22 protein-coding genes are annotated in these 23,903 nt (G+C 64.9%); 15 read left to right on the forward strand and 7 right to left on the reverse strand.

Going from position 1 to position 23,903, the window contains the following annotated elements:
• Positions 1-225 precede the first annotated feature (225 nt).
• A complete protein-coding gene (locus O0881_RS16295) occupies positions 226-1,239 on the reverse strand; it encodes a serine/threonine protein kinase (protein WP_289912199.1) in 1,014 nt (337 codons plus the stop codon).
• Positions 1,240-1,343: 104 nt separating this feature from the next.
• On the opposite strand from O0881_RS16295, the gene O0881_RS16300 reads away from it, so the two are divergent.
• The 6 genes from O0881_RS16300 to O0881_RS16325 all read left to right on the forward strand — a co-directional run bounded on the left by O0881_RS16300 (position 1,344) and on the right by O0881_RS16325 (position 7,645).
• The gene (locus O0881_RS16300; RefSeq protein ID WP_034785080.1) at positions 1,344-2,042 is read left to right on the forward strand and encodes a UPF0149 family protein; all 699 of its coding nucleotides are present in this window, start codon (positions 1,344-1,346) and stop codon (positions 2,040-2,042) included.
• Between the two features lie 78 nt (positions 2,043-2,120).
• A complete protein-coding gene (locus O0881_RS16305; RefSeq protein ID WP_289912200.1) occupies positions 2,121-3,041 on the forward strand; it encodes a LysR family transcriptional regulator in 921 nt (306 codons plus the stop codon).
• Between the two features lie 115 nt (positions 3,042-3,156).
• A complete protein-coding gene (locus O0881_RS16310) occupies positions 3,157-4,680 on the forward strand; it encodes an MFS transporter (RefSeq protein ID WP_289912201.1) in 1,524 nt (507 codons plus the stop codon).
• Between the two features lie 27 nt (positions 4,681-4,707).
• Complete coding sequence (locus O0881_RS16315; RefSeq protein ID WP_289912202.1) at positions 4,708-5,778, forward strand: HlyD family secretion protein; 1,071 nt, start codon at positions 4,708-4,710, stop codon at positions 5,776-5,778.
• Positions 5,775-7,214, forward strand: coding sequence for an efflux transporter outer membrane subunit (locus O0881_RS16320; protein WP_289912203.1), 1,440 nt, complete (start codon positions 5,775-5,777; stop codon positions 7,212-7,214). Before O0881_RS16315 ends, O0881_RS16320 begins: the two co-directional genes overlap by 4 nt.
• Positions 7,211-7,645: a hypothetical protein gene (locus tag O0881_RS16325; protein WP_289912204.1), complete on the forward strand. Its 435-nt coding sequence runs from the start codon at positions 7,211-7,213 to the stop codon at positions 7,643-7,645. The genes O0881_RS16320 and O0881_RS16325 overlap by 4 nt, the downstream gene beginning before the upstream one ends.
• A gap of 33 nt (positions 7,646-7,678) precedes the next feature.
• Here the strand turns inward: O0881_RS16325 and O0881_RS16330 are convergent, their stop codons facing one another.
• The 5 genes from O0881_RS16330 to O0881_RS16350 all read right to left on the reverse strand — a co-directional run bounded on the left by O0881_RS16330 (position 7,679) and on the right by O0881_RS16350 (position 12,673).
• Positions 7,679-8,467 carry an ATP-binding cassette domain-containing protein gene (locus tag O0881_RS16330; RefSeq protein WP_289912205.1) on the reverse strand — a complete coding sequence of 263 codons (789 nt, stop codon included), beginning with the start codon at positions 8,465-8,467 and terminating at the stop codon, positions 7,679-7,681.
• A 10-nt stretch (positions 8,468-8,477) separates the two neighbouring features.
• Positions 8,478-9,530 (reverse strand): iron ABC transporter permease, encoded by a 1,053-nt coding sequence (locus O0881_RS16335; RefSeq protein WP_289912206.1) that lies wholly within the window; start codon positions 9,528-9,530, stop codon positions 8,478-8,480.
• A complete protein-coding gene (locus tag O0881_RS16340) occupies positions 9,527-10,465 on the reverse strand; it encodes an ABC transporter substrate-binding protein (RefSeq protein ID WP_289912207.1) in 939 nt (312 codons plus the stop codon). The genes O0881_RS16335 and O0881_RS16340 overlap by 4 nt, the downstream gene beginning before the upstream one ends.
• Positions 10,453-11,550, reverse strand: coding sequence for a ChuX/HutX family heme-like substrate-binding protein (locus O0881_RS16345; protein ID WP_289912245.1), 1,098 nt, complete (start codon positions 11,548-11,550; stop codon positions 10,453-10,455). The genes O0881_RS16340 and O0881_RS16345 overlap by 13 nt, the downstream gene beginning before the upstream one ends.
• A gap of 223 nt (positions 11,551-11,773) precedes the next feature.
• Positions 11,774-12,673: a DMT family transporter gene (locus tag O0881_RS16350; protein ID WP_077401189.1), complete on the reverse strand. Its 900-nt coding sequence runs from the start codon at positions 12,671-12,673 to the stop codon at positions 11,774-11,776.
• Positions 12,674-12,990: 317 nt separating this feature from the next.
• Here O0881_RS16350 and gcvA point away from each other — a divergent pair, with 317 nt between their 5' ends.
• The gene (gcvA, locus tag O0881_RS16355; RefSeq protein WP_289899339.1) at positions 12,991-13,935 is read left to right on the forward strand and encodes a transcriptional regulator GcvA; all 945 of its coding nucleotides are present in this window, start codon (positions 12,991-12,993) and stop codon (positions 13,933-13,935) included.
• Positions 13,932-14,279, forward strand: coding sequence for a hypothetical protein (locus O0881_RS16360; protein ID WP_289912208.1), 348 nt, complete (start codon positions 13,932-13,934; stop codon positions 14,277-14,279). Before gcvA ends, O0881_RS16360 begins: the two co-directional genes overlap by 4 nt.
• Here O0881_RS16360 and orn read toward each other — a convergent pair.
• On the reverse strand, positions 14,274-14,870 hold the full coding sequence (gene orn, locus O0881_RS16365; protein ID WP_180278604.1) for an oligoribonuclease: 597 nt from the start codon (positions 14,868-14,870) through the stop codon (positions 14,274-14,276). The two genes, O0881_RS16360 and orn, sit on opposite strands and share 6 nt — an antisense overlap.
• A 56-nt stretch (positions 14,871-14,926) precedes the next feature.
• On the opposite strand from orn, the gene O0881_RS16370 reads away from it, so the two are divergent.
• The 7 genes from O0881_RS16370 to O0881_RS16400 all read left to right on the forward strand — a co-directional run bounded on the left by O0881_RS16370 (position 14,927) and on the right by O0881_RS16400 (position 23,771).
• Positions 14,927-16,207 carry a M48 family metallopeptidase gene (locus O0881_RS16370; RefSeq protein WP_289912209.1) on the forward strand — a complete coding sequence of 427 codons (1,281 nt, stop codon included), beginning with the start codon at positions 14,927-14,929 and terminating at the stop codon, positions 16,205-16,207.
• Positions 16,204-16,569, forward strand: a complete 366-nt coding sequence (locus O0881_RS16375; RefSeq protein WP_289912210.1) for a 4a-hydroxytetrahydrobiopterin dehydratase — start codon at positions 16,204-16,206, stop codon at positions 16,567-16,569. Before O0881_RS16370 ends, O0881_RS16375 begins: the two co-directional genes overlap by 4 nt.
• Positions 16,566-17,471, forward strand: coding sequence for a ribosome small subunit-dependent GTPase A (rsgA, locus tag O0881_RS16380; RefSeq protein ID WP_099665016.1), 906 nt, complete (start codon positions 16,566-16,568; stop codon positions 17,469-17,471). The genes O0881_RS16375 and rsgA overlap by 4 nt, the downstream gene beginning before the upstream one ends.
• A 282-nt stretch (positions 17,472-17,753) precedes the next feature.
• Complete coding sequence (locus tag O0881_RS16385; RefSeq protein WP_289912211.1) at positions 17,754-18,170, forward strand: hypothetical protein; 417 nt, start codon at positions 17,754-17,756, stop codon at positions 18,168-18,170.
• Between the two features lie 240 nt (positions 18,171-18,410).
• On the forward strand, positions 18,411-21,260 hold the full coding sequence (locus O0881_RS16390) for an ATP-binding protein (RefSeq protein WP_289912212.1): 2,850 nt from the start codon (positions 18,411-18,413) through the stop codon (positions 21,258-21,260).
• Positions 21,261-21,545: 285 nt separating this feature from the next.
• Positions 21,546-22,466, forward strand: coding sequence for an ornithine carbamoyltransferase (gene argF / locus O0881_RS16395; RefSeq protein WP_077401165.1), 921 nt, complete (start codon positions 21,546-21,548; stop codon positions 22,464-22,466).
• A gap of 69 nt (positions 22,467-22,535) precedes the next feature.
• Complete coding sequence (locus O0881_RS16400) at positions 22,536-23,771, forward strand: argininosuccinate synthase (protein WP_034759383.1); 1,236 nt, start codon at positions 22,536-22,538, stop codon at positions 23,769-23,771.
• Positions 23,772-23,903: the final 132 nt, after the last annotated feature.

Raw genomic sequence — 23,903 nt, forward strand, 5'->3', positions numbered from 1 at the left:
CGCTTATTCGGGTGAATTCCGTTGCTTATGGGAATTTATTACCACCATTATCGAACAGGCATGCACAAATCAGCGCGGCAAGAAGAGCCTGTTTTACCGCTCTTTTCAGGATTTGCCAGGGATTTAAGCGTCCGAGAAAATGCTCAGGGCAAGGCGCATTGCCGACGGCAGTACGAATAGTACGCCTAGGCAATGCAACGCCGCCATGGGCGTTTTATCGCGCGCTTAAACAGGCCACAATGGCGCTTCATCCATCAAGGCAACCTGCTCCCTGAGTTCCAGGATGCGGTCCTGCCAGTAGCGCTGCGTGTTAAACCACGGGAAGGCGACGGGGAAGGCGGGATCGTCCCAACGGCGCGCCAGCCAGGCCGAATAATGGATCAGGCGCAGGGTGCGCAGCGCTTCGACCAGGTATAGCTGGCGCGGGTCGAAATCGCAAAAATCCTCGTAGCCGGCCAGGATGTCGCTCATCTGGCGCACCATGTCGCCCCGCTCGCCCGACAGCATCATCCACAGGTCCTGGATGGCCGGGCCCATGCGGCTGTCGTCGAAATCGACGAAATGGGGGCCCGCATCCGTCCACAGCACGTTGCCGCCATGACAATCGCCATGCGTGCGCAGCACGGCCACGTCGCCCGCGCGGTCATAGCAGCGCTTGACGCCGTCGAGCGCCTGCTGCGCCACGCTGGAATACGCAGCCAGCAATTCGGGCGGCAAGAAATTACCTTCCAGCAAGAATTCGCGAGGTTCGACGCCGAACGTCTGGTGATCGAGCGCCGGCCGCTCCTTGTAGGTGGACAGCGCGCCGACGGCGTGGATGCGGCCGATGAAGCGCCCTATCCATTCCAGGGTCGCCGGGTCGCCCAGCTCGGGCGCGCGGCCGCCGTGGCGCGGGAAGACGGCAAAGCGGAAGCCCTGGTACTGGTGCAGGGTGCTGCCGTTGATTTCCAGCGCCGGCACCACCTGGATTTCGCGCTCGACCAGTTCGGACACGAACGCGTGTTCTTCCAGGATGGCCGTATCGCTCCAGCGCGCGGGACGGTAAAACTTGGCCACCAGGGGGGCACTGTCTTCGATGCCGACCTGGTAGACGCGGTTTTCATAGCTGTTCAGGGCCAGCAGGCGGCCATCGCCGCGCAAGCCCACGCTGTCGAGGGCGTCGAGCACGCAATCGGGGCTCAGGGCGGAAAAAGGATGGACGGGCCGGTCGTCCTCGTGCGGCTGGTTTTCATTGTACATAAGCGACATTGTAAGGCGCGCGCGGGCCGCCGGTGCAAACACTTCGGTGATGAAGCGCCGCAAGGCGTATACTGGCGGCTTATATTCAATACAAAGAGCAAGCCATGCAACTCGAACAGCCATTATCAGAAAAAGAATTCGACGAATTAGACCAATTCCTGTTGTCGGAGCGCTGCTCCGAAGACGCGATGACCATGGATATGCTGCACGGCTATCTGACGGCCGTCGCCATCGGCCCGGAACCGATCATGCCGGCCGAATGGTTGCCGCGCGTGTGGGGCGAAGATGCCGAAGATGCGCCGAAATTCAAGAACAGCAAGGAAGAAGAACGCATCGTCAACCTGATCATGCGCTTCATGAACGAAGTGCTGGTGACGTTTGAAGTGGCGCCGAAGGAGTTCGAAGCCCTGTTCGTCGAACACGACTACGAAGGCCAGACCCTGATCGACGCCGAAGCCTGGTGCTGGGGCTTCTGGGACGGCATGGAACTGCGTCCCGGTTCGTGGAACGAAATCTGGGATTCCGAAGTGGCCGAGCTGATGCAGCCTATCTACCTGCTGGGCGCCGACGAAATCAAGGAAGAAGAGCTGAAACTGGTGGAAGACCCGGTCAAGGCGCACAAGCTGGCGCAGGAACTGGAAGCGAACCTGCCGGCCATCCACCGTTTCTGGGTACCCCGCCGCAAGGCCCCCGTGCAAACCATGAAGCGCGAAGAGCCGAAAGTGGGCCGCAACGACGACTGCCCTTGCGGCAGCGGCAAGAAGTTCAAGAAATGCTGCGGCGCCGAGCCGGCAGCCGAGTAATCCCGCAGTAGCATCCCCTGATGCGCCGGCGTCCTGCCGGCGCAGCGCTGGCATTGGCCCCCGGGCTATAATCGCCGCATGAAACTCCCCGACCTGAACCTGCTCGTCGCCCTCGACATCCTGCTCGAGGAAGGCAGCGCCGTGGCCGCGGCGCGGCGCATGAATTTGAGCGCGCCGGCCATGAGCCGCACCCTGGCGCGCATCCGCGACGCCATCGGTGACCCTGTCTTCGTGCGCTCCGGGCGCGGCCTGACGCCCACCCCGCGCGCGCTGGAATTGCGCGAACAGGTGCGCGGCGTGGTGGAGCAGGCGCACGCCATCTTCACGTCCGGCCGCGAGGTGGACTTGCGCACCCTGGAACGCACCTTCAGCCTGTGCGCCAACGACGTGTTTGTCGGCGCCTACGGCGGCAAGCTGCGCGACCTGCTGGCCAGCCATGCGCCGCACACGGTGCTGCGCTTCGTGCCAGAAGGCGACGGCGCCACGGAAAACGACGCCCTGCACGCGGGCCGCGTCGACCTGTACATCAGCGCGCGGCGCGCCTTTGCGCCCGACATCAAGCTGCAGCATCTGTTTACCACCGGCTTTGTCGGCATCGCCCGCAGCGACCACCCGATCTTCGACGGCCCCGTCAACCTGGACAGCTTTACCGAGTACGAACATATCAGCGTCTCGCGGCGCGGCCTGGCGCGCGGCCCGTTCGACACGGCCCTGGCCGAACGGGGCTACACGCGCCGGGTTTCGCTGATCAGCCCCAACTTCCAGTCCGCCATCTTCGCCGTGGCCGATTCGCGCCTGCTGCTGCCGCTGATGCCCACGCCCCTGCTGGCCATCGTCGAGCGCCTGGGCTTGAGGCTGCGTACATTCACGCTCCCCATTCCCGTCGACAGCGTGGAAGTCTTCCAGGCCTGGCACCCGCGCCTGGACCACGACCATGCGCACCGCTGGCTGCGCCGCATGATCAAGGAGCTGTGCGGCAGCACGCCGCCGGACGCTTAGGTCTGAGCACACAATCATTGCACCAGACGCAATTCAGACTTCATTAATTATCAATTTTCACAAGATTAACGGCTACCTATACTGCGTGGACTGATCCTCATCCACGGAGTTCCCTGTGTCCGCTGCACCCCTTCCCGGCGCCGTCCCCGCGGCCGCGCCGCCCGCGCCCCCCGTTTTTGGCCTGCGCCTGGCCACGGGCCTGGCCGGCGTGCTGCTGGCCGTGCTGGTATCCGGCCTGAATGAAAACATCACCAAGGTCGCGCTGGCCGACATCCGCGGCGCCATGGGCATCGCGCGCGACGACGCCAGCTGGCTCGTCGCCCTGTATGCGGCCGCCTCGGTGTCGGCCATGGCGTTCGCGCCGTGGTGCTCCGTCACCTTTTCGCTGCGGCGCCTGACGGCCGCCGCCATCCTCGTCTGCATGGCCGCCGGCGTGCTCTGCCCGTTCGCGCCGAACCTGTCCGTATTGATACTCCTGCGCGTGGTGCAGGGCGCGGCCGGCGGCTCCCTGCCGCCCATGCTGATGACGGTGGCGCTGCGCTTCCTGCCGCCGAACATCAAGCTGTATGGCCTGGGCGGCTATGCGCTGAGCGCCACCTTCGGTCCCAGCCTGGGCACGCCGCTGGCCGCCTTCTGGACGGAATACCTGGGCTGGCAATGGGCGTTCTGGCAAATCGTCCCGGGCAGCATCGTCGCCCTGCTGATGGTGTCCTGGGGCTTGCCGCAAGACCCGCTGCGCCTGGAGCGCTTGCGCCAGTTCGACTGGCGCGGCTTGCTGCTTGGCTTGCCCGCCATCAGCATGCTGGTGGTGGGATTGCTGCAGGGCGAGCGCCTGGCGTGGTTCGCCTCGCCGCTGATCTGCGTGCTGCTGGGCGGCGGCCTGCTGCTGCTCGTCTTGTTCTTCATCAACGAATGGTCGCATCCGCTGCCGTTTTTCAAGCTGCAGCTGCTGTCGCGGCGCAACCTCAGCCACGCCCTGCTGACCCTGGGCGGCGTGCTGTTCGTGCTGCTGGCCGTGATCCTGATTCCCTCGTCCTACCTGGCGCAGGTGCACGCTTACCGCCCGCTGCAAACGGCGCCCGTGATGCTGATGGTGGCGCTGCCGCAATTGATCGCCCTGCCGCTCGTGGCCGCCCTGTGCAATATCCGCGCCGTCGACTGCCGCTGGGTGCTGGCCATCGGCCTGGCCCTGCTGGCCCTGTCCTGCGTGCTCGGCGCGCGCATGTCGCCGGACTGGATCCGCACGCATTTCTACCTGCTGCAAGCGGTACAGATCTTTGCGCAACCGATGGCCGTGATTCCCTTGCTGCTGCTGGCCACCACGGGCCTGGCGCCGCAGGATGGCCCTTTCGCCTCCGCCTGGTTCAACACCATCAAGGGCATGTCGGCCGTCGTCGCCACCGGCGTGCTCGATGCGCTGATCACGCGCCGCAACCATTTTCATTCGACGGTGCTCAGCGAACGCCTGGGCAACCTGCCGACCGGCGTGGACGTGGCGGGCCTGGGTGCGCGCATGCATGCGCAAGTCGTCACCCTGACCTCGTCCGACCTGTACCTCATTGTCGCCGCCATCGCGCTGGCCATGATCCTGATCATTCCCATCCTGCCGACGCGCGTCTATCCGCCGCGCGCAGCCTGATTTCCATTTTTACGAAAGAGCTTCACCATGCAAAAACCCATACTGCGCTCGCGCGCATTTCTTCTCGGCCTGGCCTTGCTGGCCTGCGCCCTCGCCTTTTGCGCCTGGCAACTGCTGTTCGCCCGTGGCGACGAACAAGCCACCGACGACGCCTTCGTCAGCGCCGACTACACCGTGCTCTCCCCCAAGGTGGGCGGCATCGTGCGGGAAGTGCTGGTGGAAGACAACCAGACTGTCAAGGCGGGTCAGCTGCTGGCGCGCATCGACGAGCGCGACTACCAGGCCGCCGCCGCCTCGGCCCGCGCCGAGGTAGCCGGCGCCGAAGCGCAACTGGCCAACGCCCGCGCCACCTTGCAGCGCCAGCAATCGGTGATCGACCAGGCCAGCACCCTGGTCGACGCCAACCAGGCGGAAGACAAACTGGCGCAGCAGGAGCTGGCCCGCTCGCAGCACCTGGCCGGCCAGGGCGCGGGCAGCGTGCAGAATGCGCAGCAGGCGCAATCGCGCTTCGACGTGAGCCGCGCGCGCCTGGCGCAAAACCGCGCCGCCCTCGTCGCCACCCGCAAGCAGACGGACATTCTGCAGGCGCAGCAAGGCGCGGCCGAAGCGGCCCTGCTGCGCGCCCGCGCCAGCCTGCAACGGGCCGAACTTGACCTGTCGCATACGCAGCTGCGCGCGCCCATCGACGGCATCGTCGGACGCCGCGCCGTGCGCGTCGGCGCCCTGGTGGCGCCCGGCGCCAGCCTGATGGCCGTGGTGCCATTGAACCGCAGCTTCGTCGTCGCCAACCTGCAGGAAACCCAGCTGACCCACGTGCGCCAGGGCCAGCGCGCCAGCATCGCCGTCGACGCCTATCCGGGCGTGCTCCTGTACGGCACGGTGCACAGCATCGCGCCCGCCACGGGCGTCACGTTTGCCGCCATCGCGCCGGAAAACGCCACCGGCAACTTCACCAAGGTGGTGCAGCGCATCCCCGTCCGGATCGCGCTCGATCCCGGCCAGGATGGCGACGCCCGCCTGCGCGTGGGCATGTCGGCCGAAGTGCGCATCGATACGGCCATGCGCCGTCCACAGCTGCAACAGGTGAGCGCGCGATGAAAGCACTGATACTCTTCACGGCCCTTGGCCTGGCCGGCTGCGGCAGCGTCGGCAGCGACTTCCAGCGCCCGCCCCATGATCTGGGACAGCAATGGCGCCAGGCGGAAGATGCCCGTTTCGCCGCCAGCCAGGATGGCGCCATCGAACAGCGCTGGTGGGACAGCTTTGGCGACGCCACCCTGTCTTCCCTGCTGCAGCGCGCCGCCGGCGCCAACCTCGACGTGCTGGCGGCAGGCAGCCGCCTGGAACAGAGCCGCGCCGCGCGCGGCGTGGCCGGCGCCGCGCAAGGCCCGTCCCTGGGCGCGAATGGCAGCTATGGCCGCGCGCGCAACAGCGAACAAGGCTTGAGCGACCCGTCGCGCCACAACGGCCAGTCCGCCTACAGCCTGTGGCAAGGCAATCTCGATGCGGCCTGGGAGCTGGACTTGTGGGGCCGCGTGCGGCGCGAAGTGGAAGCGGCCGACGCGCGCGTCGACATGGCCGTGGAAACGCAGCGCGGCGTGCTGCTGGCCGTGCTGGCCGAGACGGCGCGCGACTACATCGAGTTGCGCGGCGCGCAGCAGACCTTGGCCATCACGCAGCAACTGCTCGATATCGCCCGCCATACCTTGGACCTGACGCGCATCCGCCTGCGCGAAGGCGCGGCGACGCAACTCGACGAGGCCGAGGCGGCGGCCCACGTGGCCACCATCGAAGCGCGCCTGCCGCCGCTGCAGCAGCGCGAAGCGCGCCTGGGCAATGCCCTCGCCCTCTTGCTGGCGCTGCCGCCGCAAGCCTTGCAGGCGGAACTGGCAGCGGGCAAGGACATTCCGGACGTGGCCCTGCAAGTGCAGCTGGGCGTGCCGAGCAGCCTGGCCGAGCGGCGTCCCGACATCCGCCGCGCCGAGGCGCAGCTGCACGCGGCCACGGCCAGCATCGGCGTCGCGCAAGGCGACTTTTATCCGCGCATCACCTTGTCGGGCAGCGTCGGCCTGCAGGCGATGCAGCTATCCGACATCGGCTGGGACGCCAAGCGCTTCGCCTTCGGCCCCGGTTTCAGCGTGCCCCTGTTCGATGGCGGCCGCCTGCGCGGCAACCTGCAATTGCGCGAAGCGCAGCAGCAGGAAGCGGCCATCGCCTACCGCCAGACAGTGCTGGCCGCCTGGCACGAGGTGGAAGACGCGCTCTCTGGCTACCAGGCCAACGCTCGCCGCCAGGCCAGCCTCGATGAAGCCGTCAAACAGGGACGCCGGGCGCTGGGCAGCGCGGAACTGCAGTACCGCCAGGGCGGCACGGACCTGATCAACGTGCTGCATGTGCAAAACACGCTGTTGAACAACGAAGCGGCGCTGGTCGACAGCCGCGCCACCGCCTCGCTGTCGCTGGTCCAGGTCTACAAGGCGCTGGGCGGCGGCTGGCAGGCATTTTCAACCCCATCGCAAGGAAGCACGCCATGAAACCGAATCCCGCACATTTTTCCATCCACGACGTCAGCGATTTTCCCGTCGTGCGCTTTCGCCCTGAAACGGCCGTCGCCGGCTATGCCCCGCTGTGGGAAAACGACATGGACGCCCTGCTGCGCCATGGCATACCGTTCGTCATGCTGTTCGAAGAGGAACGCGGCGATGAAGCGCACATCGACCGCAAGCGGCGCGGCCTGTGGCTCAAGCACAACAAGGCAGCGCTGGCCGCCCTGTGCCGGGGCCTGGTGTCGGTCGAGGCGGACGCGCAACAGCGCGCGCGCCTGCAGGCGATGGCGGCCGGCGCCATGAAGGCGTTCGGCATCCTGCAGGAGGTGGTGGCCACGCGCGAACAGGCCGACGCGCTGATGGTGTGGCTGCTGGGCAGCGGCCAGATGGCGCGGCCGCGCACGACGGATGTGTGGTGACGAATTGATTCAGTGAGTAAGTGAGTAAGTCGCTCAGGCGGCCCTGCGCACCGCGCTTCTGGCAGGGATGACGCACACGTCGCCATCGCTGCTGGTCGCCGTCGTCAGGGCGATGCCGTACAGCGCCGCCAGGGCGGGCACGGCGCCGGCATCGCTGGCGATATCGGCCACCAGCTGCCCCGAACGCACCAGCAGCAGGCGCTCGAAGCCCAGCAAGGCGTGATTGATGTCGTGCAGGATGGCGACGACAGCGTGGCCGCGCGCGGCGCAAAACTGCTGCAGGCTGTCGAGCAAATCGAACTGCAGGCCCGGATCGAGCGCCGCCAGCGGTTCGTCGACGAGTATCAAGCCATCGTGTACATCCCACATCTGCGCGAAGATGCGCGCCAGCTGCACCCGCGCCTGTTCGCCGCCGGACAGGGTGTCCAGGCGGCGGCCCAGCAAATGCGCGGCGTGCGCCAGGGCGGCCGCGTCCTGCACAATCTGTTCCAATTGCGGGTCGACCAGGCGCGCCACCCGCCCCAGGCCGATCACCAGCTCGCACTGCAATCCGAACGCCACGTTCGAGCCTTGCGGCAGGACGGCGCGGCGCCGGGCCAGTTCGGCCAGCGGCCACTGCGCCAGCGGCCGGCCCGCGAACGCCACCTGGCCCGCCTGCGGAGGCAGTTCGCGCGCCATCAGTTTGAGCAGGGTCGACTTGCCCGCGCCGCTGGGGCCGAGGATGGCGACGCGCTCGCCCGGTGCAACCTGCAGATTGAAGGGACCAAAATACTGCTGGCCCAGTTGCGTGGTGGCGAAGGAGAGTTCCAGCAGGGGCGTCATGCGCATCCTTTCAGGCGGTGCCGTGGCGGAAGCGCCGCAACAGCATCAGGAAAAATGGCCCGCCCAGCAAGGCCGTGAAAATGCCGACGGGGACTTCCGCCGGAATGGCCACCGTGCGCGCCAGGGTGTCGGCCAACAGCAGCAGCAAGCCGCCCATCAGCATCGCCAGCGGCAATACCTTGCGCTGGTCGGCGCCCAGCCAGGTGCGCACCAGATGCGGCGCGATCAGGCCGATGAAGCCGATGCCGCCGCACCAGGCGACGGCAAAACCCGTCAGCACGGCCACCAGCACGATCACCTGCGTGCGCAGCCGGCCTACGTCGATGCCCACGTGCAGGGCCTGCGCCTCGCCCAGCGCCAGCGCATTCAATGAGCGCATCAGGAAGCGCGTGGCCCACAGCGCGCCGGCCAGCACCACCAGCAAGGCCGCCACCTGGCGCCAGCTGCCGGCCGACAGCGAGCCCAATGTCCAGAAAGTCAGGGTGCGCAACTGGTCGTCGCTGGCCAGGTAGATGCACAGGCCCATGACGGCCACCGTGATGGCGTTCAGCGCCACGCCCGTCAGCAGCAGGCCGACGATGGAGCCGGGCGTGGCCCAGCGGGCGACCCGGTCGAGCAGCACGCAGATGAGCATGGCGCCCGCGAACGCGGCGGCCGGCAGCAGCCACACGCGCAGCTCGGGCGCCACGTGCAGGCTGGCGGCAAAGACGATGGTGGCCGCGCCCGCGCAGGCGGCGCCGCTGCTCACGCCAAGCAGGCCAGGATCGGCCAGCGGATTGCGAAACAGCCCTTGCGTCAAGCCGCCGGCCAGCGCCAGCGCGGCGCCGATCAGGATGGCAAACAGGGCGCGCGGCAGGCGGATATGCCACAGCACATACGCGCCGCCGGACAGCGCCTCGTCGCCAGCCTGCAAGGGCGTGAGCCAGTCGGCCAGCGCCACCGGCACGGCGCCCGCCTGCACGGCGATGAGCAAGCCGCACGCCAGGGCGGCAGCCAGCAGCCCGCCAGCGCCCCAGCGCGGCCAGCGCCAGGGCGTGACGGACACCAGGGAGGCCACGTTCATGCGGCCATGGCTTTGGCAAACGCTGCATCGAGTTCGGCCAGCGCCTGCGGCATGCGCGGGCCAAAGCCCAGCAGCAGCATGGCTTCCAGCGAGACGATGCGGTGCTTGCGCCCGGCCGGCGTCTGCGCCAGCCCTGGCAGTTTCAAGATGCCGTCCACGCCGCCCGAGGCCTTCAAGCCCTGGTCCGTGACGAGCACCAGGTCCGGCCGCGCGGCGATCACGGCTTCCGGCGTGAGCGGCTTGTAGCCGGCAAATCCGCCCTGCCCGCCCATCACGTTGACGGCGCCCGCATACGCCAGCATGGCGTCGGCGCCCGTCTCGCGCCCGCCCACCATCACCTGGTTCGGCGCATGGGCGAGGATGAACAGCACGCGCACCGCTGATTGTACCGGTGATTGGCTGCGCTGGCGCACCTTGCCCAGGGCGCCGTCCCACTGCTGTTGCAAGGCTTGCGCCAGGCGCGCGGCGGGGTCGGCGCGTCCCGTGATCTGGCCCACCTGTTTTACCCGTTCGAGCAAGCCTTCGAATCTGTTATTCGCATTCAGTACCGCCACCGGCACGCCCGCGTCGCGCACCTGGCGCAGCACCGTTTGCGGCCCCGCCTCCTCGGTGGCGATCAGCTGCGTGGGCGCCAGCGACAGCACGCCCTCGGCCGACAAGGTGCGCGCATAACCGACCTGCGGCAGCTGCTGCGCCACGGCCGGATACAGCGAAGTGGTATCGACGCCCACCAGTTCGCCCTGCGCCTCGAGCGCGTAGACGATTTCCGTCAGGGCGCCGCCCACGCTGACGATACGCCGCGCCTTGACAAGCGGCTTGCCGGCGTCGCTGACGGCCGCCAGCACCTGCATCGGCGCGGCCAGAGCCAGGGCTCCCGCCCCCATTTTTTTCAGCGCGATGCGGCGCGCCACGCTGGCGGCGATCATGCGGCGCATAGTTCACCCTCCTGCAGCACGCGCTCGACGACGTTGCGCCATTCGCACAGTTCATGCACGCCCGGCTTGCGTTCGCCGAAGAACATGACGATGGTGTCGCCCTTGGCGTCGAACAGTTCCACCGACGTCACCAGGCCGTCGACCGTGGGTTTTTTCACCACCCAGGCACTGGCGATATGGTCTTCGCGCAAATGCAGGTTGAAGCGCGCATCGAGGACATTGATCCACGGCCCCATCACGGCGATCTTGTGCACGGGCCCCGAATGGATCTGGATCATGCCCGCATTGCCGACGAAGGCCATGATGGCGACTTTTTCGAGGGCGGCGCTGTTGAGCAGATCGAGCACGCAGGATTTGTCGAGCTGCTGCACGAAGCGCGCCTCGGCCAGGCGCAGGCCTTGCAGGCGCGAGACCGAATATTTTTTCAGCAGGGTGAAAAATTCATGCGTGTCGCGCAAATCGGCCCAGGCGGCGCGCAAGCCGGCCACGTCGATCTGCGCGTCGGGCAGTTCGGCCGGCGGCGCAACCGGCGCCGTCACGGCGATGCCGGCCGCCTGGTCCGCGTCGGCAAAATGCGCCACCAGCGCGTCATAGGCGGCCAGGTCGCTTTGCGGCTTCATGAAAATCTTGTGCACGGCGTGGCCGGCAGCATCGAAAAATTGCAAGCTGCGCTGCACTTCCTTCCCGCCCCCTTTTTCGTTCACCTCGCGCACGGCAAAGCCATGCGCCCACTGGCGATAAAACACGCGCAAGTCGATGTCGCCACCGAGCACCAGGCCCACGTGGTTGTTGTGACTGGCTTTTCGATAGACACCCGTCTTTTCATGCACGCACGAAGCGTTGCGCGTCAGCGCCATGACTTCGCCCAGCGGTTCCAGCGCGGCGATGATGGCGGGCCAGTCGGCCTGCAGGCGCTCGGCGACCAGCAAGGCGCCATCTGCCAGCGACAAGCCGGCGTGCGCGGCGATCAACTCGCCTTCGGAAATGGCCAGTTCCTCGGCGATGTCGCGGTGGCGGGCTTTCTTCTCGCGGCGCAGGCGGGCAAATTCGCTGGCGACCAGCTCGGTGTTGCAAATAGGGGGCATGCTCGTCACGGTGTCTCCTTTCAAGGCGAACACTGGCTGGCATGGGCTGGCTGGTGGTGGGGGAATCCTGAAGTTAATTATAAATGAGAATCATTCGCAATCAAGGCTTATTTATGTGAAAAAAATTACGCGCAAAAAAAGCGCCGCGACAGGAAACCCGTCGCAGCGCAAAGGAGACCGATCGATACAACTGATCAGTGTTGAGAAAATATCAGCGTTGAACTCAGGCGCTGGCCTGTACCGCCGGCATGGATGCCGGTTTCGCCGTGGGGCGCTGCGCCAGCAATACCACGGCGGCCAGCACCATGGCGCCGCCCAGCAATTGCGTGCCGCTGACGGATTCCTTCAGCAGGGTCACGCCGAACGCCATCGTGATGACGGGTTCGAACGTGGAAATGATGGATGCCTTGGCCGCGCCGATTTGCGCCACGCCGGCAAAGAAGGCGGCAATCGCGATGGCCGTCGAGAACAGAGCGATGGCGCTGACGGCCAGCCAGCCCGTCGCCGTGCCCGGCAAAGACACGCCTTGCCACAAGGCAATCGCGCTGTTCGACAGGCCCGCCGTTCCCAGGATCACCACGCAAGCGGCCAATGGGTGAATATTCTCGCGGCTTTTCGACAGGCTGTTGCCAAACAGAATGTACACGGCGTACACGCCGGCGGCCATCAAGGCCAGGGCGATGCCGATGGGCTGGCCCTGCAGCTTGCCGCCCAGGGTGATGGCCATGCCGGCAATCGCCAGCGCCATCAGCACCAGCATGCGGCGGTCCAGCTTTTCCCAGCCCAGCGCCAGCGCCAGGATCGTCACCAGCACGGGATACACATACAGCAACATGCCGCACAGGCCGCTGCTGGCATACATGAGGGCATTGAAATAGCCTTGCGACTGGGCCGTGTACATCAAGCCCATCAGCATGTAGCCGGCCAGCAGGCGGCCGCGCGGCAAGCGCCAGCCGCCCAGCCACACGAGCGGCAGCAACAGCATGGCGGCGATAACGAAACGCAAGGCCAGCATGGTCGACGGGTTGACCCCGGACGCATACGCCGCCTTGGCAAACACTGCGGAACTGCCGAAACCGGCGGCCGATAGCAACACCAGCGCAACAGCGCGGCGATCAGACATGACTAAACCTCTTTGAGTACGCCAGGGCAAACCTGCTGCGCGTCGCGCTTTGCGGCCTGCGATGCTCACCGTACTGAAATACGGTTGCGCTTCTCAGCCACAAATCACTGCCGCTCGCGACGGTTTTCCCAGGCGTTGTAAATATTAATGCCAAGCAAGGCTGGAAGGTGATGCGTGCGTGAAATACATGCGTGAATCCTATTGCGGGTCACTTCACGCATAGACGGCATCATATTCGCTTGCGCAAAATGAAACAAACCAATATTCTTCACGGATAGGCCGAATATTACTGAGGCTCAATTCACTTGAAGACTGCCATGTCACGTCCCTTGCCCCCGCTCGCCGCCCTGCACGCCTTCGAGGCGGCTGCCCGCCATGAAGGCTTCCAGCGCGCGGGCGAAGAATTGCACGTCTCGGCCGGCGCCATCGGCCACCACGTAAAACAGCTGGAAGCGTGGTTGGGCATCGTGCTGTTCCAGCGCATGCCGCGCGGCGTGGTGCTCACCAGCGCCGGGCAGCGCTATGCGGCCTCGCTGGGGCCGATCCTCAACCAGCTGGCCGACGTCTCCGAGCAGGCGCGGCGCCAGGGCGACGACAAGGTGGTGACGGTGACGGCCACCAGTTCGCTCGTCTCGCGCTGGCTGATGCCGCGCCTGGGCCGCCTGCGCGACCGCTATCCGCAGATCGAGCTGCGCGTGCTGGCCTCGATGCACCCGGTCGACCTGGCGCGCGATGGCGTGGACGTGGCCATCCGCCTGGGACCGGGCCGCTATCCGGGCCTGAAAGTGGATTTATTGATGGAAGAATGGTTTTCCGCCGTCTGCAGCCCCGATTTCCGCGCCAACGCGGCCAGCCTGCGCCAGCCCGCCGACCTGCTGCGCTACCCGCTGCTGCACGACGAGCCGGAAGTGCACCTGCCCGGCGAAATCGACTGGACGCGCTGGCTGCACAGCTGCGGCGTGCATTACAGCGGCAATAGCGGCAACAGCGGCGCGCGCTTTTCGCACACGTATTTATGCCTGGACGCGGCCGCCAGCGGCCAGGGCGTGGCCATCGCCGCCAGCCCCCTGATCGGCGACGATTTGCGCTCGGGCCGCCTGGTGCGCGTGTTCGAGCACGCCGTGCGCGGCCCCCACTGCTATTACCTGCTGCGCTCGCCCCAGGCGGAAACGCGGCCCCTCGTGCACGCCTTCTGCGAATGGCTGATCGCCGAGGCGCGCGCCGACCAGGAAACCGTCTGGCCCACCGTGGAGAGCGCATGACAAACACGGAACTGGTGCGCAGCGCCCGATTTATTGTCCAGCATGAATATGAACACGCCAAGGTGACGGCGGCCGATGGCCGGCAAGCCAGCCTAGGCGAGTTCTATGGCGACCCGGCCGTGGCCTTGATCGATATCAATGAGCAATGGTGCGCCGTGGCGGGCGAAGGATTGGTGCTGTGCCGGCTGGGGCAGCCGTTCGGCCAGTGCGCGGCATATTTCCGCGAACCTGGCGAGACAGTGTGGATCACGGGCTTGCGGCAAACGGGACCGTTTGCGCTGGAATGGCAAGGCGAGGATGGCGCTTGGTCCGCCCTCGCCTTTGGAACATGCGAAAAGTTATAACTTGATGAAATTTTCGCGGTAATACTTCAGCTCTTCGATCGACTCGAGGATATCGGCCAGTGCCGTGTGCTTCTGGTGCTTCTTGAAACCGGTGGCGATTTCCGGCTTCCAGCGCTTGCACAGCTCCTTCAATGTCGATACGTCAACATTGCGATAGTGGAAGAACGCTTCCAGCTTCGGCATGCCGCGCACCATGAAGCGGCGGTCCTGGCCGATGGTGTTGCCGCACATGGGCGACTTGCCAGCTGGCACGTATTTCTTCAGGAACGCGATCAATTCCGCTTCCGCCTGCGCTTCCGTCACGGTCGACGCCTTGACCTTGTCGATCAGGCCCGAGCGGCCGTGCGTGCCCTTGTTCCAGGCATCCATCTTGTTCAGGGTTTCATCCGATTGATGAATCACAAACACGGGGCCTTCGGCCAGCAGGTTCAAGTGCATGTCCGTCACCACCACCGCCACCTCGATGATGCGGTCGGTATCGGGCTCCAGGCCCGTCATTTCCATGTCGACCCAGACCAGATTCATCTCATTGGGACGTGCCGGAACAATCGGTGCGGGGGTGGATGCAGTTAAGTCGGTCGCTTGTGACATAATTCTCTCTTGGCCTAATCAAACTAAATAATCAGCCATTTTCTCACAGGCACAGAATGTATTCACTCGCGTTTTCGATTTTGTTTGTATCCGTCCTCGTTTTGACCCTGGCCGTGCGCTTCTGGCTCGCTTCGCGGCAGATTCGCCACGTGCTGGCCCACCGCGCCGCCGTGCCCGCCGAATTTGCGGAAAAGATCCCGCTGGCGGCGCACCAGAAGGCGGCCGACTACACGGTGGCGAAGACCAAGTTCGGCTTGCTGACCTTGCTGGTCAACTATGCCGTGCTGATCGGTTTTACCTTGCTGGGCGGCTTGCAATGGCTGGCGCTGCACCTGAATGAATGGATGGGCTCTGGCTCGCCCATGCTGTACCAGATCGGCCTGATCGCCGCCTTTGCCGCCATTTCCGGCCTGATCGACCTGCCCTTCGATTACTACCGCCAGTTCGTGCTGGAGCAGCGCTTCGGCTTCAATACCATGGCGCGCAAGCTGTTCTTCACGGACATGCTCAAGGGCGTGGGCCTGGGCGCCGTCATCGGCCTGCCGCTGATCTGGGTCGTGCTGACCCTGATGGCCAAGTCGGGCGGCCTGTGGTGGCTGTACGCGTGGTTCGTCTGGAGCGGCTTCCAGTTGCTGATGATGGTGCTGTTTCCCACCGTCATCGCCCCCCTGTTCAACAAATTCACGCCGCTGGCCGACGAAGCGCTGAAAAGCCGCATCGAAGGCTTGATGCAGCGCGTGGGCTTCGCCTCGAAAGGCTTGTTCGTCATGGATGGCTCGAAGCGCAGCGCCCACGGCAATGCGTATTTCTCGGGCTTTGGCGCCAACAAGCGCATCGTTTTCTTCGACACCTTGCTGTCGCGCCTGGCGCCGCAGGAAATCGAAGCCGTGCTGGCGCATGAACTGGGCCACTTCAAGCTCAAGCACATCGTCAAGCGCATCGCCATGATGTTCGTCATTTCGCTGGGCTTCTTGGCGCTGCTGGGTTTCCTGAAGACGCAGCCATGGTTTTACGCGGGCCTGGGCGTCGACCCTGTCGCCCTGGCGCTGACGAGCCAGCCGACGGATGCGCTGGCGCTGCTGCTGTTCATGCTGGCCTTGCCCGTCTTTACTTTCCTGCTGGGACCGTTAACCTCGCTCAGCTCGCGCAAGCATGAATTCGAAGCGGACGCCTTTGCCGCCACGCACACGCAGGCGGACGACCTGGTCTCGGCGCTCGTCAAAATGTATGAAGACAATGCGTCGACCCTGACGCCCGACCCGCTGCACTCGGCCTTCTACGATAGCCACCCGCCGGCCAGCGTGCGCATCCGCCACCTGAAAGGGGCTACGACATGAATACGCCATCGACTTCGCAAGACCTGGCCCAACTGTCCTGCACGCCGCGCCAGCAGGCGCTGGGCGACACGGACATTGCCACACTGCACGCCCTGCTGCCGCAATGGAGCTTGCAAAATGGCAAGCTGTGCCGCGACTTCGGCTTCAAGAATTACTACCAGACCCTGGCGTTCGTGAACGCCCTGGCCTATATGACCCATACGCAAGACCACCATCCGGAGCTCATCATTACTTACAAAACCTGCGCCGTCCGCTACGACACGCACTCGGTCAACCAGGGCGCCGGCGGCCTGTCCGAAAACGACTTCATCTGCGCCGCCAAGGCCGACCTCATCTACCAGAGCAGCCAGGTGGCCCCATGAGCGAAGGCAAGTTGACGGGCATCATCATCGCCGCCCACGGCCGCCACTACCTGGCCGACGTGGATGGCGCCAAGCTGCAATGCGTAACGCGCGGCAAGAAAACCAATGTGGCCGTGGGCGACATCGTGCACCTGACGCGCACCTCCAACGACCAGGCCGTCATCGACCGCATCGAGGAACGCAAGACCCTGCTGTACCGCTCGGACCAGTACAAATCGAAGTTGCTGGCCGCCAACCTGACGCAGCTGTTCATCGTCGTGGCGACGGAGCCAGGCTTTGCCGACGACCTGATCTCGCGCTCGCTGGTGGCGGCCGACGCGGCCGGCATCGAGGCGCGCATCATCCTCAACAAGACGGACGTGACCGCCTCGCTGGAGCGCGCCCGCGAACGCCTGCTGCCGTATTCCTCGATGGGCTATCCCGTCGATGAAGTATCGGCGCGCGCCGAACCGGAGCACGCGGTGGCCACCCTGGCGCCCCTGCTGGCGGGGCAATCGTCGATCCTCATCGGCCAGTCGGGCATGGGCAAGTCGTCATTGATCAACCTGCTGGTGCCGGACGCCGACATCGCCGTGCGCGAAATCTCGGCCGCGCTCGACACGGGCAAGCACACGACGACCTTTACGCGCCTGTACAAGCTCGACGAGCTGGGCGCAAACAGTTCCATCATCGATTCGCCCGGCTTCCAGGAATTCGGCCTGTACCACTTGTCCGAGGGCATGCTGGAGCGGGCCTTCCGCGAATTCCAGCCCTACCTGGGCGGTTGCAAGTTCTATAACTGCCGCCACCTGATCGAGCCGCAATGCGCCATCCTGCAAGCCTTGTCTGAAGGCAAGATCGCCAAGATGCGCCATACCCTGTATGGCCAGCTGCTGCACGAATCGGCGCAAACGCTGTATTGAACGCGCCTGGCGCCCGTCGTCGAGGCGGGCGCCAAACCGATAAAAAGTTTACCACCACGAATTAAACAGAATTAAATTCTGCTGCAGAGCCCGCTTTCTCCCATTCATTCCAAAACCATCCGTCGCCTGATTTCGCATTTCAGCGCCGGATTCCTGCATTTCATCGCTTTGCGCTGGCATGGCGCCGGCCCGCTTGCTACCTTGGCATTGTCCCCGCCAGCGAACCTGCTGGAGACAACATTGGTCTAACTCCAACCAGCATCTCGATCACAAGGTAAAATCATGAAAGCATCGTTCTCGCGTACCCTCGCCCTCGGTAGCGCCGCACTCGTCCTCGGCCTGTCTTGCCTCAGCGCCAGCGCGCTGGAAATCGGCGAACAGGACAAGGTCCAGGTCTCCGGCAAGGTGTATAAACTGGCCCCGCAGGAATTCAGCCAATACGGCAACAGCTACAAGCTCGACACGGGCGATACCTTGCTGCTGCGCCAGCAAGTCAACCGCTATTTCACGCAAATCAAGGGGCAGCCCGAAGTGGAGCTGTTCGGCCGCGCGCCTGGCGTCTTTGAAACGGCCAGCGGCACCCGCATGGAATTTCGCAACGATGGCGACGTCATCGCCATTACCGGACTGAACAATATTCCGGGCGCCGTCGCCAAGGCTGGCGAAATGGCCAGCACCGTGCACTTCGCCGGCCGCTAGCACACGCGGCACGGTACAGCACGGCAAACGGCCCGCAAGCCGTGCCAGGCTGCCCATGTGCATCAGCCGGCAGGGGCTGGTGCACGCCCCGCCTGCTTTGCGCAGCCTGAAAGGGCGGGCATAAAAAAATACTGTCGAGTCGACCAAACAACTGCATCCGATGCAGCTTACAATGCGATCCAATAAGGTGTCACTGGCCGCTGGCCAACACCATCGCCTTGCGGGAGATTTCGGATGGAAATGTTCGCACTCGAACATGACATTGCACAGTGGGAAGATACACTGCGGCCATTGCGCGCCCTGGAGCGCCTGCCCTTGCTGATGCTGCTGGCATGGCATTTGCGCCAGCGCAACTGCGCACAGGCGCTGCACCATGCGGCCGAAGCGGCAGCCTTGCTGCCCCAGGCCCAGCTGCCGCCCCCCGCCCTGGCGCTCGCGCAGGCACGTTTGCAACTGGTGCAGGCGGAAGTGACTTGGCTGCAAGGCACGCTCGATGCGGCCGAAAGCCTGGCCATGGCGGCGCACGCCATCCTGTGCGCGCATGGCGACGGCGCCGCCTGCGCCGACGCCCACTGGCTGTTGTCCTCGATTGCCGTCGACCGGGGCGACCATGCCCGCTGCGATGCGGAACTGCTGGCCGCGGCCGAACAAGCGCGCGGCGCCGGCGATGCGATGCGCGCCAGCCTGGCCGACGCGGCCACGGCGCGCTGGGCCGTGCTGCGCGATGCGCCAGCCGCACAGGCGCGCTGGGGCAGTCATTTCCAGGCCGACAGCGCCAGCGGCAAGCTGCCCGCGCCGCTGGCCGCCTGGGTGCATGACTTCCGCGGCTTGCTGGCGCACACCTCGCGCGACCTGGGCGCGGCCGCCGGCCACTACATGCAAAGCTACGAGGCGGCGCTGGAAAGCGGCCAGCTGCGCGGCGCCATCACGGCCGCCATCAATATCGGCGACTGTTTCGCCAGCCTCAACGACAACGAATCGGCCCTGGAGTGGATGCAGTGCGCGCTGGACCTGGCGCGCCCCACCGGCTGGCCGCGCAGCATCGGCGCTTGCCAGACGCATACGGCCGAAACCATGCGCAAGCTGGGCCGCCTGGCCGCGGCCGAAAACTTGCTGCGCCAGGCGCTGCTCATCCTGGCGCCCGTGGCTGGCGCGCGCACCTATGCCAACGCCCTGTTCCACCTGGGCGAACTGAGCCTGGACAAGGGCGACTACGACACGGCGCTCGACGCCTTCAGCCGGCTGGCGCAACGCGCCGAAGCGCTGGGCCAGGCCGATTTCCGCAGCATGGCGCAGCGCGGCAGCGCCCACGCGCTGTCCTATCTGGACCGCCCGGACGAAGCGCTGCAGGCGGCCGAGCGGGCTTGCCAGCTGGCCACCGCGCAGGGCGACGCCATGCACCAGGTGGCGGCGCTGCGCGTCTTGTCGATGTTGCATGCGCGCCATGAGTTGCCGCCGCCCGCAGACATGCTGGAACGCAATCCCGCCCTGCATTTCCTGCACCAGGCGCTACAGGTGGCAGCTTCCATCGAAGGCTATTCGCCGCCCGGCGAGCTGCTCGATGCACTGGCGCGCGAATACGCGCATGCGGGCGATTATGCGCGCGCCTACGATATCGCCCTCGATGCGGGCATGGCGCGCGAAAAAAGCCACACCCAGCAAGCGAGCAACCGCGCCACGGCCATGCAGGTCTACCACCAGACGGAACATGCGCGCTCGGAAGGCTATCACCACCGCGAACTGGCCGCTTCCGAAGCGCGCCGCGCCGAAGTATTGCAGCAGACCAGCGACACCCTGGAACGGCTGTCGGCCATCGGCCAGGAAATCACCACCCACCTCGACGCCAGCGCCGTGTTCCAGGTGCTCGACCGCCACGTGCATGCCTTGCTGCCAGTCAACACCTTCGCCGTCTACATGCTCGACGCCGCAGGCACGGCGCTGCGCCGCGCGCATGGCATGGAGGCGGGCCGGCCCCTGTCCGACAACGCCATTCCACTGAGCAATCCACGCGCCTACTCCGTGCGCTGTCTGCTGGGCCGGCGCGAAGTGTATATCGACCAGGTACCGCCGCGCCGCCACGCCTACACGGTGCCCGGCACCCTGCATAACCAGAGCGTGCTGTACGTGCCGCTGATGGTGGGCGAGCGCGTGCTCGGCGTGATGACGGTGCAGGCCTGCCACGCCAACGCATACGGCGAACGCGAGCGGCTGATCTTCCGTACCCTGTGCGCGTATGGCGCCATCGCGCTCGACAACGCCAGCGCCTACCGGCAATTGCAAGATGCCCAGGCGCAACTGGTATCGCAGGAAAAACTGGCCGCCCTCGGTTCGCTGATGGCCGGCGTGGCGCATGAACTGAATACCCCGATCGGCAACAGTCTGTTGATCGCCAGCACCATGCAGCAAAAGACGGAAGACGTGGAACGCCTGATGAACGGTCCCGGCCTGCGCCGCTCCGACCTGGCCGCCTTCATCGACGATGCGGGCAAGGCGTCGGCGCTGGTGATGCGCGGCCTGCGCAGCGCGGCCGACCTGGTCAACAGCTTCAAGCAGGTGGCCGTCGACCGCACCACCGAGCAGCGGCGCCGCTTTGACTTGCAACAAGTCAGCAATGAAATCATCGCCACCGTCATGAACCGCATCCGCAGTTCGGGCCACCGCATCGAAATGGAGATAGCCTTCGGCATCGCCATGGACAGCTATCCCGGCCCGTTCGGCCAGGTGGTCACCAATCTGATCAACAATGCCCTGCTGCACGCCTTCGCCCCCGCGCCCAACGATGGCGGCGTCGGCACGGGCTGCATGCGCCTGTCCGCCACGGCGGACGCGGCGCGCGTGCGGATCGTCTTCGAAGACAATGGCGGCGGCATCGCGGAACAGCATTTGTCGCGCATCTTCGACCCCTTCTTTACTACCAAGCTGGGCCAGGGCGGCAGCGGCCTGGGTTTGTCGATCAGCTACAACATCGTCACGGCCCTGCTGGGCGGCACCATCCAGGTGGCCAGCAGCCCCGCCGGCACGCGCTTCACCCTGGACTTGCCGCTGGTGGCGCCCCAGCTGGACGGCGCCGCGCCCGCCAGCATCTATTAATCCACCGCCCCGTTGCCCGGGCGCAGGCTTGCCTATACAAGTACGCGCCCGGGCAGTCTTTCCAATCTAAAAGCAAAACCCTTATAATTGAACGGCTGAAGTACTTGCCATTGCATTATTTTCAACTTGGCAAACCGCATCGTACCGCGCGACAGGCGTCGCGCTGGCACCGATCAACACAGCAGCGCGCCGGGCGAGGCAGTCATCAGACGAGATGTTGTACGCTGATGCAACCCGGCGGGAAAGGCACGCCGCCGGCGGCCTGCGCATCTTCAAGTGGTCATTATGTCGACAAAAAAACCGATCAAGCACTACCTCCAGTTCTCCGATTTCACGTTGGAAGAGTACGAATATGTGATCGAACGCGCCCATCTGATCAAGCGCAAGTTCAAGAACTACGAAATCTACCATCCACTGATCGACCGCACCCTGGTGATGGTCTTTGAAAAGAACTCGACCCGCACGCGCCTGTCGTTCGAAGCCGGCATGCACCAGCTGGGCGGCGCCGCCATCTACCTGAACACGCGCGATTCCCAGCTGGGCCGCGGCGAGCCGGTGGAAGACGCGGGCCAGGTCATGTCGCGCATGTGCGACATCATCATGGTGCGCACGTTCGGCCAGGAAATCATCGAGCGCTTCGCCGCCAATTCGCGCGTGCCGGTGATCAATGGCCTGACCAATGAACACCACCCGTGCCAGGTCTTTGCCGACATCTTCACCTACATCGAACACCGCGGCTCGATCGCCGGCAAGGTGGTCGCCTGGATCGGCGACGCCAACAACATGCTGTACTCGTGGCTGCAAGCGGCCGAAGTGTTCGGCTTCCATGTGAACGTGTCGACGCCGAAGGGTTACGACATTGACCTGGCGCAAGTCAAGACCGAGCGCTACACCTTCTTCGCCAATCCATCGGACGCCTGCGAAGGCGCGCACCTGGTCAACACGGACGTGTGGACCAGCATGGGTTACGAAGCGGAAAACGCGGCCCGCATCGCCGCCTTCGACGGCTGGATCGTCGATGGCGCGAAGATGGCCCGCGCCGCGCCCGACGCCCTGTTCATGCACTGCCTACCCGCCCACCGCGGCGAGGAAGTGGCCGCCGAAGTGATCGACGGCCCGCAATCGGTGGTGTGGGACGAGGCGGAAAACCGCTTGCACGTGCAAAAAGCGCTGATCGAATACCTGTTACTCGGTAAAATCAACTAATTCGCCAGGCACTGCATAACTCCTGGCAGTATCGCAATACATACATCGACAACGACAACTGGAAGCAATATGAGCGACATTAAAAAAGTAGTCCTGGCCTATTCCGGCGGACTCGACACCTCCGTCATCCTGAAATGGCTGCAAGATAACTACCAGTGCGAAATCGTCACCTTCACGGCCGACCTGGGCCAGGGCGAAGAACTGGAACCGGCGCGCGCCAAGGCCATCAAGTTCGGCATCAAGCCGGAAAACATCCATATCGAAGATGTCCGCGAAGAATTCGTGCGCGATTTCGTCTTCCCGATGTTCCGCGCCAACACCGTGTATGAAGGCGAATACCTGCTGGGCACCTCGATCGCCCGTCCGCTGATCGCCAAGCGCCTGATCGAAATCGCCAACGCCACCGGCGCCGACGCCATCTCGCACGGCGCGACCGGCAAGGGCAACGACCAGGTGCGTTTCGAGCTGGGCGCCTACGCGCTGAAGCCAGGCGTGAAAATCATCGCCCCATGGCGCGAGTGGGATCTGCTGTCGCGCGAAAAACTGCTGAAGTACGCGGAAGACGCCGGCATCGAAATCGACATGAAGCACAAGAACGGCGGCGCGCCGTATTCGATGGATGCCAACTTGCTGCACATCAGCTTTGAAGGCCGCCACCTGGAAAACCCGAGCGCCGAAGCGGAAGAAACCATGTGGCGCTGGACCGTCAGCCCTGAAAAAGCGCCGGACGAAGCGGAATACCTGGACATCGAATACGAAAAAGGCGATATCGTCGCCATCAACGGCGTGCGCATGTCGCCTGCCACCGTGCTGGCCGAACTGAACAAAGTTGGCGGCAAGCATGGCGTGGGACGCCTGGACCTGGTGGAAAACCGCTACGTCGGCATGAAGTCGCGCGGCTGCTATGAAACCCCGGGCGGCACTATCATGCTGAAAGCCCACCGCGCCATCGAATCGATCACCCTGGACCGCGAAGTTGCCCATCTGAAAGATGACCTGATGCCGCGCTACGCGTCGATGATCTACAACGGCTACTGGTGGGCGCCCGAGCGCGTTGCCCTGCAGACCCTGATCGACCACACGCAGGAAACCGTGAACGGCTGGGTACGCATCAAGCTGTACAAGGGCAATGTCATCGTCGTGTCGCGCGATTCGAAGACCGATTCGCTGTTCGACATGAACATCGCCACCTTCGACGAAGACGGCGGCGCCTACAACCAGGCCGACGCCGGCGGCTTCATCAAGCTGAACGCCTTGCGCATGCGCATCGCCGCCATCGCCCGCGAAAAGCGCGGCCAGAAGTAATTAGTTACTGGGAGGCACTACCTCCCGCACCCGCCAAAAGCCGCCTCCGGGCGGCTTTTTTACGTTTGAAACGCACTCGGCAGCGATTTACCGCCCCGCGCGTACCCAGATCGCCCCCATTTTGCTGTCCTC

The sequence above is a fragment of the Janthinobacterium sp. SUN100 genome (genome assembly GCF_030397705.1).
Lineage (GTDB): Bacteria > Pseudomonadota > Gammaproteobacteria > Burkholderiales > Burkholderiaceae_D > Janthinobacterium > Janthinobacterium kumbetense.

Bases quoted from the DNA above. Each gene is read 5' to 3' on its own strand.
- O0881_RS16375 (WP_289912210.1), top strand. From the start codon at position 16,204: ATGAATACGCCATCGACTTCGCAAGACCTGGCCCAACTGTCCTGCACG.
- O0881_RS16295 (WP_289912199.1), bottom strand. From the start codon at position 1,239: ATGTACAATGAAAACCAGCCGCACGAGGACGACCGGCCCGTCCATCCT.
- O0881_RS16390 (WP_289912212.1), top strand. From the start codon at position 18,411: ATGTTCGCACTCGAACATGACATTGCACAGTGGGAAGATACACTGCGG.
- O0881_RS16305 (WP_289912200.1), top strand. From the start codon at position 2,121: ATGAAACTCCCCGACCTGAACCTGCTCGTCGCCCTCGACATCCTGCTC.
- O0881_RS16400 (WP_034759383.1), top strand. From the start codon at position 22,536: ATGAGCGACATTAAAAAAGTAGTCCTGGCCTATTCCGGCGGACTCGAC.
- O0881_RS16300 (WP_034785080.1), top strand. From the start codon at position 1,344: ATGCAACTCGAACAGCCATTATCAGAAAAAGAATTCGACGAATTAGAC.
- gcvA (WP_289899339.1), top strand. From the start codon at position 12,991: ATGTCACGTCCCTTGCCCCCGCTCGCCGCCCTGCACGCCTTCGAGGCG.
- O0881_RS16340 (WP_289912207.1), bottom strand. From the start codon at position 10,465: ATGCGCCGCATGATCGCCGCCAGCGTGGCGCGCCGCATCGCGCTGAAA.
- argF (WP_077401165.1), top strand. From the start codon at position 21,546: ATGTCGACAAAAAAACCGATCAAGCACTACCTCCAGTTCTCCGATTTC.
- O0881_RS16360 (WP_289912208.1), top strand. From the start codon at position 13,932: ATGACAAACACGGAACTGGTGCGCAGCGCCCGATTTATTGTCCAGCAT.
- O0881_RS16370 (WP_289912209.1), top strand. From the start codon at position 14,927: ATGTATTCACTCGCGTTTTCGATTTTGTTTGTATCCGTCCTCGTTTTG.
- O0881_RS16325 (WP_289912204.1), top strand. From the start codon at position 7,211: ATGAAACCGAATCCCGCACATTTTTCCATCCACGACGTCAGCGATTTT.
- orn (WP_180278604.1), bottom strand. From the start codon at position 14,870: ATGTCACAAGCGACCGACTTAACTGCATCCACCCCCGCACCGATTGTT.
- O0881_RS16315 (WP_289912202.1), top strand. From the start codon at position 4,708: ATGCAAAAACCCATACTGCGCTCGCGCGCATTTCTTCTCGGCCTGGCC.
- O0881_RS16345 (WP_289912245.1), bottom strand. From the start codon at position 11,550: ATGCCCCCTATTTGCAACACCGAGCTGGTCGCCAGCGAATTTGCCCGC.
- O0881_RS16320 (WP_289912203.1), top strand. From the start codon at position 5,775: ATGAAAGCACTGATACTCTTCACGGCCCTTGGCCTGGCCGGCTGCGGC.
- rsgA (WP_099665016.1), top strand. From the start codon at position 16,566: ATGAGCGAAGGCAAGTTGACGGGCATCATCATCGCCGCCCACGGCCGC.
- O0881_RS16385 (WP_289912211.1), top strand. From the start codon at position 17,754: ATGAAAGCATCGTTCTCGCGTACCCTCGCCCTCGGTAGCGCCGCACTC.
- O0881_RS16335 (WP_289912206.1), bottom strand. From the start codon at position 9,530: ATGAACGTGGCCTCCCTGGTGTCCGTCACGCCCTGGCGCTGGCCGCGC.
- O0881_RS16330 (WP_289912205.1), bottom strand. From the start codon at position 8,467: ATGACGCCCCTGCTGGAACTCTCCTTCGCCACCACGCAACTGGGCCAG.
- O0881_RS16350 (WP_077401189.1), bottom strand. From the start codon at position 12,673: ATGTCTGATCGCCGCGCTGTTGCGCTGGTGTTGCTATCGGCCGCCGGT.